Annotated in this window: 15 protein-coding genes; 12 read left to right on the top strand and 3 right to left on the bottom strand. The window is 74.6% G+C overall.

What is annotated here, in order from left to right; genetic code table 11:
* Positions 1–74: 74 nt before the first annotated feature.
* Complete coding sequence (locus ACIP5K_RS26075; protein ID WP_401413217.1) at positions 75–1,502, bottom strand: MFS transporter; 1,428 nt, start codon at positions 1,500–1,502, stop codon at positions 75–77.
* 110 nt (positions 1,503–1,612) lie between these two features.
* Here ACIP5K_RS26075 and ACIP5K_RS26070 point away from each other — a divergent pair, with 110 nt between their 5' ends.
* From ACIP5K_RS26070 to ACIP5K_RS26050, 5 genes are all read left to right on the top strand, one after another.
* Positions 1,613–2,140, top strand: coding sequence for a winged helix-turn-helix transcriptional regulator (locus ACIP5K_RS26070; protein ID WP_401413216.1), 528 nt, complete (start codon positions 1,613–1,615; stop codon positions 2,138–2,140).
* A 127-nt stretch (positions 2,141–2,267) separates the two neighbouring features.
* Positions 2,268–2,585: a DUF6412 domain-containing protein gene (locus tag ACIP5K_RS26065; protein WP_401413213.1), complete on the top strand. Its 318-nt coding sequence runs from the start codon at positions 2,268–2,270 to the stop codon at positions 2,583–2,585.
* A gap of 88 nt (positions 2,586–2,673) precedes the next feature.
* The gene (locus ACIP5K_RS26060) at positions 2,674–3,438 is read left to right on the top strand and encodes a YidC/Oxa1 family membrane protein insertase (protein ID WP_401413212.1); all 765 of its coding nucleotides are present in this window, start codon (positions 2,674–2,676) and stop codon (positions 3,436–3,438) included.
* 146 nt (positions 3,439–3,584) lie between these two features.
* Complete coding sequence (locus tag ACIP5K_RS26055; protein ID WP_401413210.1) at positions 3,585–4,442, top strand: fumarylacetoacetate hydrolase family protein; 858 nt, start codon at positions 3,585–3,587, stop codon at positions 4,440–4,442.
* 203 nt (positions 4,443–4,645) lie between these two features.
* Positions 4,646–6,019: a choice-of-anchor A family protein gene (locus ACIP5K_RS26050; protein ID WP_401413208.1), complete on the top strand. Its 1,374-nt coding sequence runs from the start codon at positions 4,646–4,648 to the stop codon at positions 6,017–6,019.
* Here the strand turns inward: ACIP5K_RS26050 and ACIP5K_RS26045 are convergent.
* Positions 6,003–6,482 carry a heme-degrading domain-containing protein gene (locus tag ACIP5K_RS26045; RefSeq protein WP_401413206.1) on the bottom strand — a complete coding sequence of 160 codons (480 nt, stop codon included), beginning with the start codon at positions 6,480–6,482 and terminating at the stop codon, positions 6,003–6,005. The two genes, ACIP5K_RS26050 and ACIP5K_RS26045, sit on opposite strands and share 17 nt — an antisense overlap.
* Positions 6,479–7,561: a Gfo/Idh/MocA family oxidoreductase gene (locus tag ACIP5K_RS26040; protein WP_401413204.1), complete on the bottom strand. Its 1,083-nt coding sequence runs from the start codon at positions 7,559–7,561 to the stop codon at positions 6,479–6,481. The genes ACIP5K_RS26045 and ACIP5K_RS26040 overlap by 4 nt, the downstream gene beginning before the upstream one ends.
* A 56-nt stretch (positions 7,562–7,617) precedes the next feature.
* On the opposite strand from ACIP5K_RS26040, the gene ACIP5K_RS26035 reads away from it, so the two are divergent.
* From ACIP5K_RS26035 to ACIP5K_RS26005, 7 genes are all read left to right on the top strand, one after another.
* Positions 7,618–8,775 carry an ROK family protein gene (locus tag ACIP5K_RS26035; protein ID WP_401413202.1) on the top strand — a complete coding sequence of 386 codons (1,158 nt, stop codon included), beginning with the start codon at positions 7,618–7,620 and terminating at the stop codon, positions 8,773–8,775.
* Positions 8,776–8,998: 223 nt separating this feature from the next.
* Positions 8,999–9,802: a hypothetical protein gene (locus tag ACIP5K_RS26030; RefSeq protein ID WP_401413200.1), complete on the top strand. Its 804-nt coding sequence runs from the start codon at positions 8,999–9,001 to the stop codon at positions 9,800–9,802.
* 226 nt (positions 9,803–10,028) lie between these two features.
* Positions 10,029–10,805 (top strand): GntR family transcriptional regulator, encoded by a 777-nt coding sequence (locus tag ACIP5K_RS26025; RefSeq protein WP_401413198.1) that lies wholly within the window; start codon positions 10,029–10,031, stop codon positions 10,803–10,805.
* 201 nt (positions 10,806–11,006) lie between these two features.
* Positions 11,007–12,071 carry an ABC transporter ATP-binding protein gene (locus tag ACIP5K_RS26020; protein WP_401413196.1) on the top strand — a complete coding sequence of 355 codons (1,065 nt, stop codon included), beginning with the start codon at positions 11,007–11,009 and terminating at the stop codon, positions 12,069–12,071.
* Positions 12,064–12,954, top strand: a complete 891-nt coding sequence (locus tag ACIP5K_RS26015) for a 2-aminoethylphosphonate ABC transporter permease subunit (protein ID WP_401413194.1) — start codon at positions 12,064–12,066, stop codon at positions 12,952–12,954. The genes ACIP5K_RS26020 and ACIP5K_RS26015 overlap by 8 nt, the downstream gene beginning before the upstream one ends.
* 87 nt (positions 12,955–13,041) lie before the next feature.
* The gene (locus ACIP5K_RS26010; protein WP_401413193.1) at positions 13,042–13,839 is read left to right on the top strand and encodes an ABC transporter permease; all 798 of its coding nucleotides are present in this window, start codon (positions 13,042–13,044) and stop codon (positions 13,837–13,839) included.
* 57 nt (positions 13,840–13,896) lie between these two features.
* Entirely contained in the window at positions 13,897–14,958 is a 1,062-nt protein-coding gene (locus tag ACIP5K_RS26005; protein WP_401413191.1) for a 2-aminoethylphosphonate ABC transporter substrate-binding protein, read from the top strand.
* Positions 14,959–15,035 lie beyond the last annotated feature (77 nt).

Genomic DNA, 15,035 nt, shown 5'->3' with positions numbered 1-15,035 from the left:
TTAGCCACGACGGTGGCGCACCCGAAAGACCACCCAGGGGCGCGGGGAACCGCGTAGGGCGTGGTTGTCGGGCGTCAGGTGGTCGGGGGGTGGTTCGGGGAGTGGAGGGTTAGGAGGAGGGTCAGGGCCGTTACCGACAGGGCGGCCGAGACGATGAGGGACGTGTTCATGCCCTCGGCCAGCGCATGCGCGGACGTGCCGGTCGCGGTCGAGACGGCGATCATCAGGGCGACCCCGGCCGCCGAACCGATGTAGCGCGCGGTGTTGCCGGCCCCCGACCCCATCGCGGCACGCCCCGCCGGGACGGACTCCACGGCGAGCATCGGCAGCGCGGCGTTGAGGAGCCCGCTGCCGATGCCGGAGACGAGCAGGCCGGGCAGGAGGCGGGCCCAGTGGCCCGAGCCCGCCGCGCCCAGCAGCGTCAGCACGGCCAGCGCGTGCAGGGCGAAGCCGATGACGAGCTGGTGGCGCGGGGAGACCCGGCCGGCGAGGCGGCGCACCTGGAGGGCCGTGGCGAAGCCCGCGCCGGACCAGACCACGAACAGGCCCGCCGTGCCCATCGGGCTCACCCCCATGGTGCGCTGGACCAGGGTCGGCACGTAGCTGAAGAGGGCGATGACCGACAGCCCCGTGAAGAACGCGCCCGTCGTCGACGCCAGGAACAGCGGCCGGCGCAGCAGCGACAGGTCCAGCATCGGGGCGGCGCCCCGGCGTTCGACGACGACGAACGCCGCGAGCAGGACGACGGCGGCGGCCAGCAGCGCGGCGACGGGCACGCGCAGCCAGCCGTCGCGGCCCAGCGTCAGCGCGGCGAGCAGCGCGGCCAGCGCCAGGCCGAGGGTGAGGGCGCCGGGCAGGTCCGGCCGGCCGCCCCGGGGCGAGCGGGACTCGGTGAGCGCACGCGGCGCCACCGCGGCGACCAGCAGGGCGGCCGCCGCCAGCGTGCCGTAGGCCCAGCGCCAGTCGGCGAGCTGGGCGACGTAACCCGACACGACCGGACCGAGCGCGATGCCGCCGCTGACGAACGCGCCCCAGACCCCGGTCGCCCGGATCCGCCCGGTCAGGGTCGGGTAGGCGTGCACGAGCAGGCCGAGGCTCGCCGCGAGGATCGCCGCCGACGCCGCCCCCTGCGCGACGCGGGCGAGGGTGAAGAGCAGGGTGTTCGGGGCGAGCGCGCCCAGCGCCGTCGTCACGCCGAGCGCGAGGACGCCGAGGAGGAACGCGCGCCGCCGCCCGTAGTCGTCGGCGAGGCTGCCCGCGACCAGCAGCAGGGCGGCGAGGCCGAGCGGGGTGCCGTTCAGGAGCCAGGCCTGTGCGGAGAGCCCGGTGTGCAGGGAGGCGGCGGTGTCGCCGAGCGTGACCATCGGCGCGGTGTACGCCATCAGGGCCACGGCGGTCGCCGCGCTGGTCACGGCGAGCGTGGCGGCCGGCCGCGGCTCGGGCCCCGCGGGCCGGGCGAGGTCGGGGACGGGCGCTGATGCCGTACGGACGGGCTGGGACATGGGTCGGCCATCCAGATGGGTTCAGTGAATGAACTTGGGGTGCCTCCCGAACGTAGCACGGTAAGTTCGGTCATTGAACCTTGAGCCGGTAAATGACTACAGTGGCAGGCATGGCTCTCGGCAAGGACTACGTGACCCAGGAGTGCTCCATCGCCCGCGCGCTGGAGATCGTCGGCGAACGCTGGACGCTGCTCGTCGTGCGCGACGCCTTCTACGGCGTGCGGCGCTACAACGACTTCCTCGTCCACCTGGGCATCCCGCGCGCCGTCCTCGCCTCCCGCCTCCAGGCGCTCACCGCCGCCGGGGTCCTGGAGAAGCACCGCTACCAGGACTCGCCGCCGCGCGAGGAGTACGTGGTCACCGACCGCGGACGCGAACTGTGGCCGGTCCTGCGCTCGCTCGGCGCCTGGGGCCGCGGCATCCCGGGCGCTCTGCCGATGCGCGAGTTCCGGCACGCCCCGTGCGGCACCCCGGTCGGCGTCGTCGGGGAGTGCCCGGCCTGCGCGGGCCCGGTGCCGCTGGAGGAGATCGAGATGCTGCCCGGCGAGGGGCTCGACCGCGACCCCGCCGACCCGGTCAGCCGCGCCCTGCTCGCGCCCCGGCGCCTCCTCCAGCCGGTCGTGACCGGGACCGCGTAGAACCGGGGCCGGGGGCCGGAGCCGAGGCCGTCGGCGAAACCGAGGCTGTATAAAGAAGGGGCGGAGAAACAGAGAGCCGGAGAGCCGGAGAGCCGGAGAACCGGAGAGCCGGAGAGGAGGACGCCGCATGACGCGTACGAGCACCTGGGCCACGACCCTGCGCCCGGCCGCGCTGCTGCTCTTCCTCCTCGTCGAGTCCGTCCTGGTCGACACCGGCAGCCTCGCCGGGGCCGTCGCGCTCGCCGCGACCGCCGCCGCGGGCTCCGCGCTCGCCGTCTGCTCCCTGCTCACCGCCCGGTCCGCGCCCGCCGTGCCGCCCACCAGCGTGCGCACCGCGATGCGGGACCGCGAGCACCGCACGGCGTTCCTGCCGCAGCGCGACCCCGACGCGCGGGGGCGCACCCGGCCCCGAGCACCCGGACGTCTCGTCCCGACGGTCCGCTGACCCCGCCGTTCCTCCTGCCGGGCCCGCGGTCCGTCATGCCGAAACCCTGCTTCTCCCCGGCACGACGAGACCCTCGGAGGGCTCACCCATGTCGTCGTTCATGTCCGTGTTCGCGAGCCTGGTCGAGCACCTGGCGACCCTGCTCCAGCCGCTCTTCCACGCGTCGGCGACCGCCGCCGCGATCGTCCTGTTCACCGCGTTCGTCCGGCTCCTCGTGCACCCCCTGTCCCGGGCCGGCGCCCGGGGCCAGCGCGACCGGCTGAAGCTGCAACCGCGCATCGCCGAACTGCGCGCGAAGCACAAGAAGAATCCCGAGGCGCTCCAGAAGGCGATCATGGAGCTGCACCGCGAGGAGAAGGTCTCCCCGCTCTCCGGCTGCCTGCCGATGCTGTGCCAGATGCCGGCGTTCTTCCTGCTCTATCACCTGTTCTCCAGCGCGAGCATCGGCGGCGACCCCAACGGCCTGCTCGGCCACACCCTCGGCGCCGCCCCGCTGGGCGGGCGTTTCAAGGACGCCCTCGCGCACGGCGGGCTCCTCGGCGCGCAGGGGCTCGTGTACGTGGCGCTGTTCGCGCTCGTCGCGGTCGTGGCCACCTTCAACTACCGGCGCACGAAGCAGCAGATGGCACGGTCGGCGGCCGCCGCGCCCGCCGCGGACCAGCCGCAGCTGCCGGGCATGGGCGCCATGACGAAGTTCATGCCGCTGATGTCCTTCATGACGCTGTTCTCGGTGGCGTACGTGCCGCTCGCCGCCGCGCTGTACATCATCACCTCGACGACGTGGAGCGCCGTCGAACGCGCCGTCCTCTACCGCGACATGCCGTACGCGGGCGCCGCGGCGCTCCCCGTGTAGCGCACGGCGCGCGGGTGCGGCCCGGGTCCAGTCCGTGAACGGGGTATTGCGGACTGGACGCCGAACTTGGAGGATCGACCAGACCTCCGATGGCTGAGGCCGCACCTTGCCATGGAGGCTCCTCCTAGATCAGAGGGAGTTACACCATGAAGCTGCTGCGAGTCGGACCCGCCGGAGCCGAGCGCCCCGCGCTCCTCGACGCCGGGGGAACCCTCCGCGACCTGTCGGGACTCGTCCCCGACGTCGACGGGGCGCTGCTCGCGGACGACGCCGCGCTGGACCGGGTACGGGCCGCCGCCGCCGCGGGGGAGCTGCCCGCACTCGACCCGGCGGGCCTGCGCGTCGGCGCGCCGGTGGGCCGGATCGGCAAGGTCGTGTGCATCGGCCTGAACTACCACGACCACGCCGCCGAGACCGGCGCCGAGGCGCCCGCCGAGCCCGTCGTCTTCTTCAAGGCGGCGGACACGGTGGTCGGCCCGGACGACACGGTGCTCGTGCCGCGCCGCTCCACCAAGACCGACTGGGAGGTGGAGCTGGCCGTGGTCATCGGACGTACGGCCCGCTACGTCGAGTCCCACGAGGCGGCGCTGGCCTGCGTCGGCGGCTACGCGGTCGCGCACGACGTGTCCGAGCGCGAGTTCCAGATCGAGCGCGGCGGCACCTGGGACAAGGGCAAGAACTGCGAGACGTTCAACCCGCTCGGGCCCTGGCTGGTGACGCCCGACGAGGTCCCCGACCCGCAGGCGCTCGGCCTGCGGCTGTGGGTCAACGGCGAGCTGAAGCAGGACGGCAGCACCGCCGACCAGATCTTCTCCGTGGCGGAGGTCGTGCGCTACGTCAGCCAGTTCATGACGCTGTACCCAGGCGACGTCATCAACACCGGTACGCCGGCGGGGGTCGCCATGGGGCAGCCCGAGCCGAAGCCGTACCTGCGGGCCGGGGACGTGGTGGAGCTGGAGATCGAGGGGCTGGGGAGGCAGCGGCAGGAACTCAAGCCGGCGTAGGCGCACCGCCGCCCGGGGCCGGGGAGCGGTGCGGGGGTCGTCGTGGGCGCTCGCGCCGCCCCCCCGCCCCCCCCGCCCCCCCGCCCCCCTCGCCCCCCCCCGCGCCCCCGAGCCCGCGCTGCGGGTGGCTCGTCCGGGACCGTTCGGGGGTGGTGCTCGCGTGTCTGCCCGGGGACGGGGTGCGGTCTTCACATAGTGCGCCTATGGGAAAAATCAGCGCGCGTGTGCGTGGCGGTCGCCGGCCCCTGTCCGTTGCCGCCCTGGCGGCCCTGCTGGCCGGGGGCGCCGCCGGGACGGCCGTCGCGGATCCGCTGCCGGGCGGGCTCGGGCCCTGCCTGGGGAGCCAGTGCCCCGACACGTACCCGGACCCGAACAACGGCGCCCCGACCGGGCGGGACGGCAACATCAACGTCTTCGTCGGCGGGGACATGCGCGTCCGGCGCTCCGCCGCGGAGGCCGAGGGCAAGGTCGTCGTGCTCGGCGACTTCGACCAGGACAAGGACCCCGGGGTCTCGCAGATCTACAACGTGGGCGTCGCGGGCGTCGGCTCGCGCGTCCCGCCGCCCGACGGAACGGACTTCCTCACCACCGGCGGGAGCGTCACCGTCGCGCCCGGCGAGCGGCTCGCCGTCGAGGACGCCACCGCGCACGGCGTCGTACGGCACGCGGGCCCGCTGACCGGCACCGTCGAGACCGACCACGTCCGCGACGCCGGTGCCGCCGCGCCGTACACGGCCCTGCGCGAGCAGCTGCGGGACGCCAGCCGCTGCTACGCGTACGTGGCCGGCGCCCACCGCGCCGCGACCGGCACGGCCGTGAACGACGGCAGCACCACGGTCTTCACCGGCGACGGCCGGTCCGCGATCCAGGTCTTCGACGTCGGCTTCGACCTGGTCGCCAGGGGCGGCGGCCAGGAGGGCCTGACCTTCACCGGGATCCCGTCCGGCGCCACCGTGCTCGTCAACGTCTACGGGGACGCGCGCGAGGTCAACACGTACGAGTCGCTGCTGCCGGCCGGGCTCCGGGACCGGCTGCTGTGGAACTTCCCCGACGCCACGGACGTGACCCTCGCGGGCACCACGCAGTTCTCCGGCAGCACCCTGGCGGGCAACCCGGCCGGTACGGCCACGGTCACCATGTCCGGGTTCAACGGCCGCTTCTACACCGCCGGTTCACTGACCCACGCGTCGGCGGCGACGGGCGGCGGCGGCCAGGAGTTCCACGCCTATCCGTTCGTCGGCGACCTGCCGTCCTGCGACGACGACGGCACCCCGACACCCAGCCCGACACCCACCCCCACCCCCACTCCCTCCCCGACCCCGACGCCCACACCGACTCCGACGCCCACGCCCAGCCCCACGGACAGCACGCCCGCGACGAGCGGGGGCGGTACCGGGGGCGCGGGTGGGACCGGTGGCGGGCAGGGCGGTGCCGGTGGCGGCGGCGGTGAGCTCGCCGAGACCGGGTCGGCCGAGAGCGTCGCCGTGCTCGGCGGGATCGCCGCGGCCACCCTGGCGGCGGGCGCGGCGATCGCCGGTGCGGCGCGCAGGCGGCGCGGGGTCAGCCCGCGTCGATGAAGCGGCCCAGGGCCTCCACCACGAGGGCGTGGTCCTCGACCTGGGGGAGCCCCGAGACGACGACGGCGCCGACGACCCCCGTGCCCCGCACGGTGATCGGGAACGCGCCGCCGTGGGCCGCGTACGTGTCCGGGTCGAGGCGCGAGGAGTCCTCGAACGTGGTGCCCTTGGCCCGGAACCGGGTGCCGACCAGCAGCGACGACACCTGGTAGCGCTCCACGACCCGGCGCTTGCGGGCGATCCACGCGTCGTTGTCCGGCGTCGAGCCGGGCAGCGCCGCGCGGAAGAGCTGCCGGCCGCCGCGCGTGATGTCGACCGCGACCGGCGCCCGGCGCTCACGGGCCAGCTCCACCAGCAGGTTCCCGAGCCGCCAGGCGGCGTCGTCGTCGAAGCCGGCCAGGACCAGCCGGGCCTCCTGCTCCTCCAGGGTCGCGATGTCGGGGGCGGCGGAAGGGGTGCTCACAGGGTCACCGTCACCTTCTGGTCGGCGGAGCGGCGGGCCGCCTCCAGGACGTCGAGGGCGTCCGCCGCCTGGGTGGCGGGCACCGGGTTCGGGCCGCCGTCGCGCAGGGCCGCGACGACGGCGGCGTAGTACGCGGGGTAGTCGCCGTCGACCGTCGGCTGCGGGCGGCCGCCACCGGTCAGCGGGGACTCGCCGGACCCGACCCGGCCCCACATCGACTCGCACTCCACGCCCCACGGCGCGCCGGCCACCGGCCGCTTGCCGTCGCGCAGGGCCGCCTCCTGGGGGTCGAGGCCGTACTTCACATAGCCCGCCTGCGAGCCGAGCACGCGGAAGCGCGGGCCGAGCTGGGCGGTGGTCGCCGAGACGTAGAGGTGGGAGCGGACGCCGTTCGCGTGCGTGATCGCGAGGAACGTGTCGTCGTCGGCCTCGGCGCCGGGGCGCCGCACGTCGGACTCGGCGTAGACCGCGACGGCCGGGCCGAAGAGGACCAGGGCCTGGTCGACGACGTGGCTGCCGAGGTCGTAGAGCAGCCCGCCGATCTCCTCCGGGTTCCCGGACTCGCGCCAGCCGCCCTTGGGCTGCGGACGCCAGCGCTCGAAGCGCGACTCGAAACGCCACACGTCACCCAGCTCGCCGTCCTTCAGGAGGGTCCGGAGGGTCAGGAAGTCGTTGTCCCAGCGGCGGTTCTGGAAGACCGAGAGCAGCAGGCCGCGCTCGTCGGCGAGCGCCGCCAGCTCGCGGGCCTCGGCGGCCGTGCCCGCCACCGGCTTGTCGACGACGACGGGCAGCCCCGCCGCGAGCGCCGCCTTCGCGAGCGCCACGTGCGTCTTGTTCGGGGACGCGATGACGATCAGGTCGAGCTCGTCGGCGCGCGCCCACAGCTCGTCGGGGGAGGCCGCGAAGCGGAGCCCGTCGCCGTGCTCGGCACGGGCCTGGGCCTGCCGCTCCGGGTTCGACGTGACGACCGTGTCGAGGGTCAGGCCCTCGGTCGCGGCGATCAGCGGGGCGTGGAAGACGGAGCCCGCGAGGCCGTAGCCGATGAGGCCCACGCGGAGGGAAGCACTCGTACCAGTCATGCCGTCCACTTAAACAACGCTGTTGCCAAAGTGCAAGCGGGAGGGACAATGGCAGGGTGAACACGCATGTCGCGCATGCCCAGCAGGTGAAGCCCACCGCGGGTGTGAACCTGACCGCCCTGCGCGGGCACAACGCCGCGCTCGTCCTCGACCTGCTGCGCACGGCGGGCGGCGCCGGGATCAGCCGGCTCGAACTGGCCGAGCGCACCGGGCTCACCCCCCAGGCCGTCAGCAAGATCACCGCGCGGCTGCGGGAGGAAGGCCTGGTCGTGGAGGCGGGCCGGCGCGCCTCCACCGGCGGCAAGCCGCGCACCGTCCTCGGGCTGGTCCCGGAGGCCGGGCACGCGATCGGGCTGCACCTGGACCGCGACGAGCTGCACACCGTCCTGACCGACCTGTCGGGGACGGTCGTCGCGAACCGGCGGGCCCCGCTCGACCTGGGCGCGGGCGCCGGGGCGGTGCTCGGCGCCGCCGCCTGCGAGGTGGACCAGCTGCTCGACGGGGTGCCCGTGCGGCAGGCGCTCGGCGTCGGGGTCGCCGTGCCCGGGCCGCTCGACCACACCGACGGCGTGCTGCACCGGGTGACCGGCTTCCCGCAGTGGGACGGCTTCCCGCTGCGCGACGCGCTCGCCGAGCGGCTCGGGCTGCCGGTCGTCGTCGACAAGGACACCAACGCGGCGGCGCTCGGTCTCGCCCTCGGGGCCGACGGCGACGGCGCCCGCTCCTTCGTCTACCTCCACCTCGGCAGCGGGCTCGGCGCCGGGCTCGTCCTGGGCGGCAAGCTGTACCGCGGGGCGCGGACCGGGGCGGGGGAGTTCGGCCACCAGGTGATCCAGCTGGACGGCCCGCCCTGCGACTGCGGCAACCGCGGCTGCATCGAGGCGCTGTGCCTGGCCGCCGTGGCGCGCGGCACCGCGGGCGGCCTGGACGAGGCGGCGCGGGTGCTCGGCGAGGGGGCCGGGAATCTGGTGAGCCTGCTCGACATCGACGCCGTGCTGCTCGGCGGGCGGACCGTGGCCGGCGCCGAGGAGCGGTTCGTGCGGGGCGTCGGCGCGGTGCTCGGGGAGCGGGCGCGGCGCGGGGGCGGGGGGCGGGCGATACCGGTGCGCGGGGCGCCCGGCGGCACCACCCTCGTCGTCGAGGGCGCCGCCCAGCTGATCCTCGCGCCGCTCTTCGGCCGGGGCGACGGGGCCTTCCTCGCCCCTCAGGGCTGAGCCCCCCTTCCCCAGGGGGCCGGGTGCCGGGTGCCCCGGCGTCGGGGCGCTGCTCCGACAGGGGGCCGTTCCGGTGCTATGTGATGACGGTGCGGTCGTATGCCGTCGTGGCGCGGCCGGTGCGCCGGGCGGGCGTGGCAGCGTGCGGGGGCACGGCGGGCGCTGGGCCCGCGACCGCCCGACCCCGGACCAGCACTCGACCCCGGACCAGCAAAGGCCCCGCATGCGACTGCGCCGCCCGATCGCTCTCGGTATCACCGCGGCCGCCGCCGCGCTGGCGGTCGCCGGACCGCCCGCCGCGACCGCGCACGGCGGGACCCCGGCCGCCCGCGCCGCCGCCCGCGAGGCCTCCTGCGACGCGGCGGCCGACGGCACCCGCTTCCCCGTCGACGCCCGCGTCCACCCGGGGCCGGACGCCTACCAGCCCGGTGACGCCCCGCGCCGCTGGTCGATCGACCTCACCAACACCACCGGCACCGACTGCGCCGCCATCCACCCCGTCCTGGTCCTCGTCGACCGGGACCGCGGGCTGCGGCCCGGCCAGATCCGGATGGAGTTCCACGACGGCACGCGCTGGCGGCCCGTGTCCTTCGAGCACACCGCCGAGGACGAGAACATCGGCGTCCTCGACGACGGCTTCCCCGGCTTCCCGGTCGGCGCGGGCCGGACGGTGACCGTCGGGATCCGGCTCGCCTTCACCGCCGCCGCGCCGCCCGGCCGGGTCGTCGCCGACGCCGCCGTCGTCCAGCGCCGGGGCGACGACGGAGACTGGGTGGGGGAGTCCGGCAGCTACCGGTTCGCGATCACCGAGGCCGCCGCCGACGAGACCGGGGGGACGGCGGAGACCGGCGAGGCCCCGCGGCGCGAGGGGACCGACGCACCCGCGCCGTCCCGCCCGGACCAGCTCGCGCGGACCGGCCGCCGCGACGCCTCCCTGCTCGCCCTCGGGGCCACGTCCTGCGCCCTCCTCGCCGCCGGCACCGCCCTGCTCCTCGCCTCCCGCCGCCTGCGCCTGCCACGGCTCTGACCCGGAGTATCGAAGGACGCCGGGGGCGCGGGGAACGGCGCGAGCGACCCACGACAGCGGGACCCCGGCACCGCGCCACCCGTATCCCTGGCCACCCGCACCCCGCACCATCCGCCCCCCGGGGGGGCCACCCACGCCCCTCCCCACCCGCCCGGAACCGGCCGTTCCGGCGCCGTCGGGCGGCCGGTGACCCGGTCCGTTCACCCGCGTCTGGGACCATCCCCGCGTGGACCACCCGAACTACCCGCACGCCCAGGCCCCCGGCGCCCCCGTGCGCGACGGCATTCCCGAGCACGGCCGGATCCCCAAGTACTACGCCGTGAAGGCGCACCTCGGCGCGCTCATCGCCGAGCTCGGCGAGGGCGAGGCGCTGCCCACCGAACGCGATCTCGCCGTGCGGCACAGCGTGGCGCGCGAGACCGTCCGGCAGGCGCTGCGCGAGCTGCTGCTCGAAGGACGGCTGCGCCGCCGCGGCCGGGGCACCGTCGTCGCCGGGCCCAAACTGGAGCAGCCCCTCTCCCTGGCCTCGTACACCGAGGGCGTGCGCCGCCAGGGCCGCCGCCCCGGCCGCACGCTCATCGGCCTCGACCGCTTCCCCTGCCCGCCCGCGCTGGCGCCGGAGATCGGCGTGGAGCGCGGCGCGCCGGTCTGGCACATGGAGCGGGTGCTGCTCGCCGACGACGAGCGGGTCGGCCTGGAGTCCACCTATGTCTCCGTGGCCCGGATGCCGCGCCTGGACCGGGACTTCGACCCCGACTCGTCCTTCTACTCGTACGTCCACGAACGCCTCGGCATCGACTTCGGCTCCGCCGACGAACGCATCGAGACGGTGCTCGCGACCCCCCGCGAAGCGCTGCTCGTCGGCACCCCGCCCGCGCTCCCGATGCTGCTGATCCACCGCGTCTCCTACGACACCGGCGGCGACCCCACCGAGCGGGTGCGGACGCTGTACCGGGGCGACCGGTTCTCCTTCACCACCCGGCTCGGCGGAGACGGGCGCTAGGCGACGGCCGCGAGCGGGAGCGGCGGCACCCCGGCGCCGGGCGAGGCGGATCGACGCATATTGATAACGGGAACGTAACGGGTCTAGGCCAACCTTGGGAGCCCGTTCACCGTCCCGTTGCCGGGTGGACCGGCCCGGGACACCCGCCTTGAGGAGCGTGGGTGCCGTGAGAGCACCGCAGGACACAGGAGTGGAGACCCGATGACGCAGGGCCGCAGCGGCATCCGGTTCGACCGGGTCCGGGTCGCGTACGGCGGGAACACCGTGCTCGACGGCCTGGACCTGACCGTCGAGCCCGGTGAGGTGATGGCCCTGCTCGGGCCCTCCGGATCCGGCAAGACCACCGCCCTGCGCGCCGTCGCGGGGTTCGTCCGCCCGGCGTCCGGCCGGGTGTTCATCGGCGGGCGCGACGTCACCGGCCTGCCGCCGCACCGGCGCGGGATCGGCATGGTCGTCCAGAGCTACGCGCTCTTCCCGCACCTGCGCGTCGCCGACAACGTCGCCTTCGGGATGCGCGCGCAGAAGGTGCCGAAGGGCGAGATACCCGGCCGGGTCGCCGAGGCCCTGGACCTCACCGGCATGGCGGCCTACGCGCGCCGCTACCCGCGCGAGCTCTCCGGCGGCCAGCAGCAGCGCGTCGCCATCGCGCGGGCCCTCGCCATCCGGCCCGGGGTGCTGCTCCTCGACGAACCGCTGTCCGCGCTGGACGCCCAGCTCCGCTCCGGCATGCTGGCCGAACTGGCGCGGCTGCACCGCGAGTTGCCCGACGTGTCGATCCTGTACGTCACCCACGACCAGATCGAGGCACTGACCCTGGCCGACCGGATCGCCGTCATGGACAGGGCGCGGCTCCAGGACGTCGGCACCCCGCAGGAGCTGTACCGCACCCCGCGCACCGAGTTCACCGCGTCCTTCGTCGGCGGCGCCAACCTCCTTCCCGTACAGGTGGGTTCGGGGTCCGTGGCCTTCGGGCAGGCCGAGCTGAAGATCCCCACGGACGGCGTCGCGGCCGGCGCCGGCGCCACGCTCTGCGTCCGCCCGCACCTCGTCGGGCTCGGCGACGGGCCCAACGCCCTGACCGGCACCGTCACCGAGGTGCAGTGGCGTGGCGCCACCCACCGGCTGCACGTCGACGTCGACGGCCGCCAGGTGAAGGCGGACGTCCGCGAACTGCGGCGGCCGCCCGCGCTCGGGGAGCGGGTCACCGTGCACTTCGCGCCGGAGGACGCGGTGCTGCTGCGCGCGGGGGTGGGCCAGGATGGCTAGCGCCACGCTCGACGCCCCGGCCCCGACCCCGGCCCCCGCCCCGGCCGCGTCCGCACCGCCCCGGTGGCGCGGCGCGTGGGTGTGGGCGCTGCCCCCGGTCACCGCCCTCGCCGTCGTCTTCCTCTACCCCCTCTTCCTCGTCGTCCGGCAGTCCCTCCGGCCGGACACCGGCGGCACCTCCCTGACGCCGTACACCGACGTCTTCGCCTCCACCGCCTTCCGCGAGGCGCTCGGCACGACGGTGTGGCTCGCCGCCGGATCGACGGCCGGCTGCCTGGTCCTCGGGTTCGTGCTCGCGCTGATCGTCGCGTTCGTGCCGTTCCCCGGCGCCCGGGCCGTCGCCCGGTTCGTCGACGTCTTCCTCTCCTTCCCGTCCTTCCTGATCACGCTCGCCCTGCTCTTCGTGTACGGGCAGGTGGGCATGGCCAACGGCCTGTGGCGGGACGTCACCGGCGCCACCGGCGGGCCCTTCCAGTTCCTCACCACGCCCTGGGGCGTGCTGCTCGCCGAGATCACCTACTTCACGCCGTTCGTGATGCGGCCGCTGCTCGCCGCGTTCTCCCAGGTGGAGACCGCGCAGCTGGAGGTCGCCGCTTCGCTGGGGGCGCGGCCCGCGCGGATCGTGCGGCAGGTGATCCTGCCCGAGGCGCTGCCCGCGCTGGCCGCCGGCGGGTCCCTGGTGCTCGTGATGTGCCTCAACGAATTCGGGATCGTGCTGTTCACCGGCGCCAAGGGCGTCACCACCCTGCCGATGCTCGTCTACGGCAAGGCCATCCTGGAGTCGGACTACCCGGGGGCCTGCGTGGTCGCCGTGGTGAACGTGGCCCTCTCCGTCGGGCTGTACGGGCTGTACCGGGTGGTGAGTCGCCGTGTCGGTGGCTGAGCGTTCCCCGACCGCGGGCGCCCCGTGCCCGCCCGCGCCGTTCCCCGCGCCCCCGGGGCGCCCGTTCCGGTCCGGAGAGGACAGCTGATGCTCGTACACGGAAAGCCGGGCAGGTGGGCCGCCTGGGCCGTCTTCTTCGTCCTCTTCCTGCCGCTCTTCGCCCTGCCGCTGCTCGTCATCGTCGCCGCGTCCTTCGCGACGAACTGGTCCGGCGCCCTGCCGTCGGGCTTCACCGGCGGCCACTACACCGCCGCGACCAGCGGCGACTCGCTCACCGCCCTCACCACCAGCCTCGTCACCGCCGTCACGGCGAGCGTCCTCGCGCTGGTGGCCGGCGGCTGGGCGGCGCTGGCCGCCGCGGCGCTGGGCAGGCGCGGGCGGCGCGTCATGGACGCGCTGTTCGTGCTGCCGGTCGCGGTGCCGTCCGTGGTGGTCGGCCTCGCCGTCCTCGTGGCGTTCAGCAAGCCCCCGCTGCTGCTCAACGGCACCCGCTGGATCGTCATCATCGCGCACACGATTCTTGTCACGGCGTTCGCCTACCAGTCGGTCTCGGCCGCCATCGTGCGTCTGGACCCGGTGTACGAACAGGCCGCCGCGTCGCTCGGCGCCCGGCCCGCGTACGTCCTGTGGAAGGTGAAGCTGCCCCTGCTGCTGCCGTCCCTGAACGCGGCGGCCGGACTCTGCTTCGCCCTGTCCATGGGCGAGTTGAGCGCCACCATGATGCTCTACCCGCCGGACTGGATGCCGCTGCCGGTGCAGATCTACGCGACCACCGACCGCGGCTCGCTGTTCACCGGCTCGGCGATCGCGGTGGTCCTGATGGCCGCGACGCTGATCGTCCTGCTCGCCGTCTCACGGATCCGCACCAGAGCCTCGTACCGCTGAGCCACCCGCGTCCCGCGCACCCCGACAGCCATGATCCTGCTAGGAGTTCACCTCGCCATGCGCAGAAACACGCTCACCACCGTCGGCGCCGTCGCCGGCAGCCTCGTCCTCGCCGCCACGCTGACCGCCTGCGGCGGCAGCTCCGCGGCCTCCGACGCGAAGGTCGTCACCGTCTACAGCGCCGACGGCCTCAAGGGCGAGAACGGCGACGGCTGGTACGACAAGGTCTTCAAGGACTTCACCGCCGAGACCGGCATCGAGGTCAAGTACGTGGAGGGCGGCTCCGGCGAGGTCGTCCAGCGCGCCGTGCGCGAGAAGACGAACACGCAGGCCGACGTCCTCGTCACGCTGCCGCCGTTCATCCAGCAGGCCGACGGCAAGGGCCTGCTCGCCCGGTACAGCCCCGAGGGCGCCGAAAAGGTCGACGGCGCGGACAAGGGCGCCGACGGCACCTGGACCTCCGTCGTCAACAACTACTTCGGCTTCGTCTACAACAAGAAGGAGCTGAAGACGCCGCCCGCCACCTGGGAGGAGCTGCTCGACGGCGCGTACAGGAACAAGCTCCAGTACTCCACCCCGGGGGTCGCCGGCGACGGCACCGCCGTGGTCGTCAAGGCGATGCACGACTTCGGGGGCAAGGAGGCCGCCCTGGCCTACCTGAAGAAGCTCCAGGCCAACAACGTCGGTCCGTCCGCCTCCACCGGCAAGCTCGCCCCCAAGGTCGACAAGGGCGAACTCCTCGTCGCCAACGGCGACGTGCAGATGAACTACGCCCAGTCCAAGGACATGCCCCACCTCGGCATCTGGTTCCCGAAGACCGAGGGCGGCAGGCCGACCTCCTTCGCGCTGCCCTACGCGGCCGGGCTCGTGAAGAACGCCCCGCACACCGCCAACGGCAAGAAGCTCCTCGACTTCCTGCTCGCCGCGAAGCAGCAGCAGGAGGTCAGCGCCATCGGCGGCGGCTTCTCCGCCCGCACCGACGTCAAGGCCACCGACGAGAACGCCATCGCCCTCGCCAAGATCATGGACGGCGTGGAGATCTTCGAGCCGGACTGGGCCGACATCGACAAGAACCTGACGGCGTACGTGGACGACTGGAAGTCCGCGACCGGCAGTTGAGCCCACCGGGCGGTGCCGAATGTCCCTGGCCATTCGCGTCCGCGTCACCAGAAGATAACGGGTCTGGCCCAACGCCC

Source organism: Streptomyces sp. NPDC088785, from assembly GCF_044750685.1.
In the GTDB taxonomy this organism is placed as follows: Bacteria; Actinomycetota; Actinomycetes; order Streptomycetales; family Streptomycetaceae; genus Streptomyces.
Note: the sequence above shows the minus strand (reverse complement) of the source record. Positions and strands in the feature narration are given on the sequence as shown.

Excerpts from the sequence above, each read along its gene's own strand:
- ACIP5K_RS26040 (WP_401413204.1), bottom strand. The coding sequence starts at position 7,561 with ATGACTGGTACGAGTGCTTCCCTCCGCGTGGGCCTCATCGGCTACGGC.
- ACIP5K_RS26065 (WP_401413213.1), top strand. The coding sequence starts at position 2,268 with ATGACGCGTACGAGCACCTGGGCCACGACCCTGCGCCCGGCCGCGCTG.
- ACIP5K_RS26060 (WP_401413212.1), top strand. The coding sequence starts at position 2,674 with ATGTCGTCGTTCATGTCCGTGTTCGCGAGCCTGGTCGAGCACCTGGCG.
- ACIP5K_RS26030 (WP_401413200.1), top strand. The coding sequence starts at position 8,999 with ATGCGACTGCGCCGCCCGATCGCTCTCGGTATCACCGCGGCCGCCGCC.
- ACIP5K_RS26075 (WP_401413217.1), bottom strand. The coding sequence starts at position 1,502 with ATGTCCCAGCCCGTCCGTACGGCATCAGCGCCCGTCCCCGACCTCGCC.
- ACIP5K_RS26070 (WP_401413216.1), top strand. The coding sequence starts at position 1,613 with ATGGCTCTCGGCAAGGACTACGTGACCCAGGAGTGCTCCATCGCCCGC.
- ACIP5K_RS26010 (WP_401413193.1), top strand. The coding sequence starts at position 13,042 with ATGCTCGTACACGGAAAGCCGGGCAGGTGGGCCGCCTGGGCCGTCTTC.
- ACIP5K_RS26050 (WP_401413208.1), top strand. The coding sequence starts at position 4,646 with ATGGGAAAAATCAGCGCGCGTGTGCGTGGCGGTCGCCGGCCCCTGTCC.
- ACIP5K_RS26015 (WP_401413194.1), top strand. The coding sequence starts at position 12,064 with ATGGCTAGCGCCACGCTCGACGCCCCGGCCCCGACCCCGGCCCCCGCC.
- ACIP5K_RS26005 (WP_401413191.1), top strand. The coding sequence starts at position 13,897 with ATGCGCAGAAACACGCTCACCACCGTCGGCGCCGTCGCCGGCAGCCTC.
- ACIP5K_RS26055 (WP_401413210.1), top strand. The coding sequence starts at position 3,585 with ATGAAGCTGCTGCGAGTCGGACCCGCCGGAGCCGAGCGCCCCGCGCTC.
- ACIP5K_RS26020 (WP_401413196.1), top strand. The coding sequence starts at position 11,007 with ATGACGCAGGGCCGCAGCGGCATCCGGTTCGACCGGGTCCGGGTCGCG.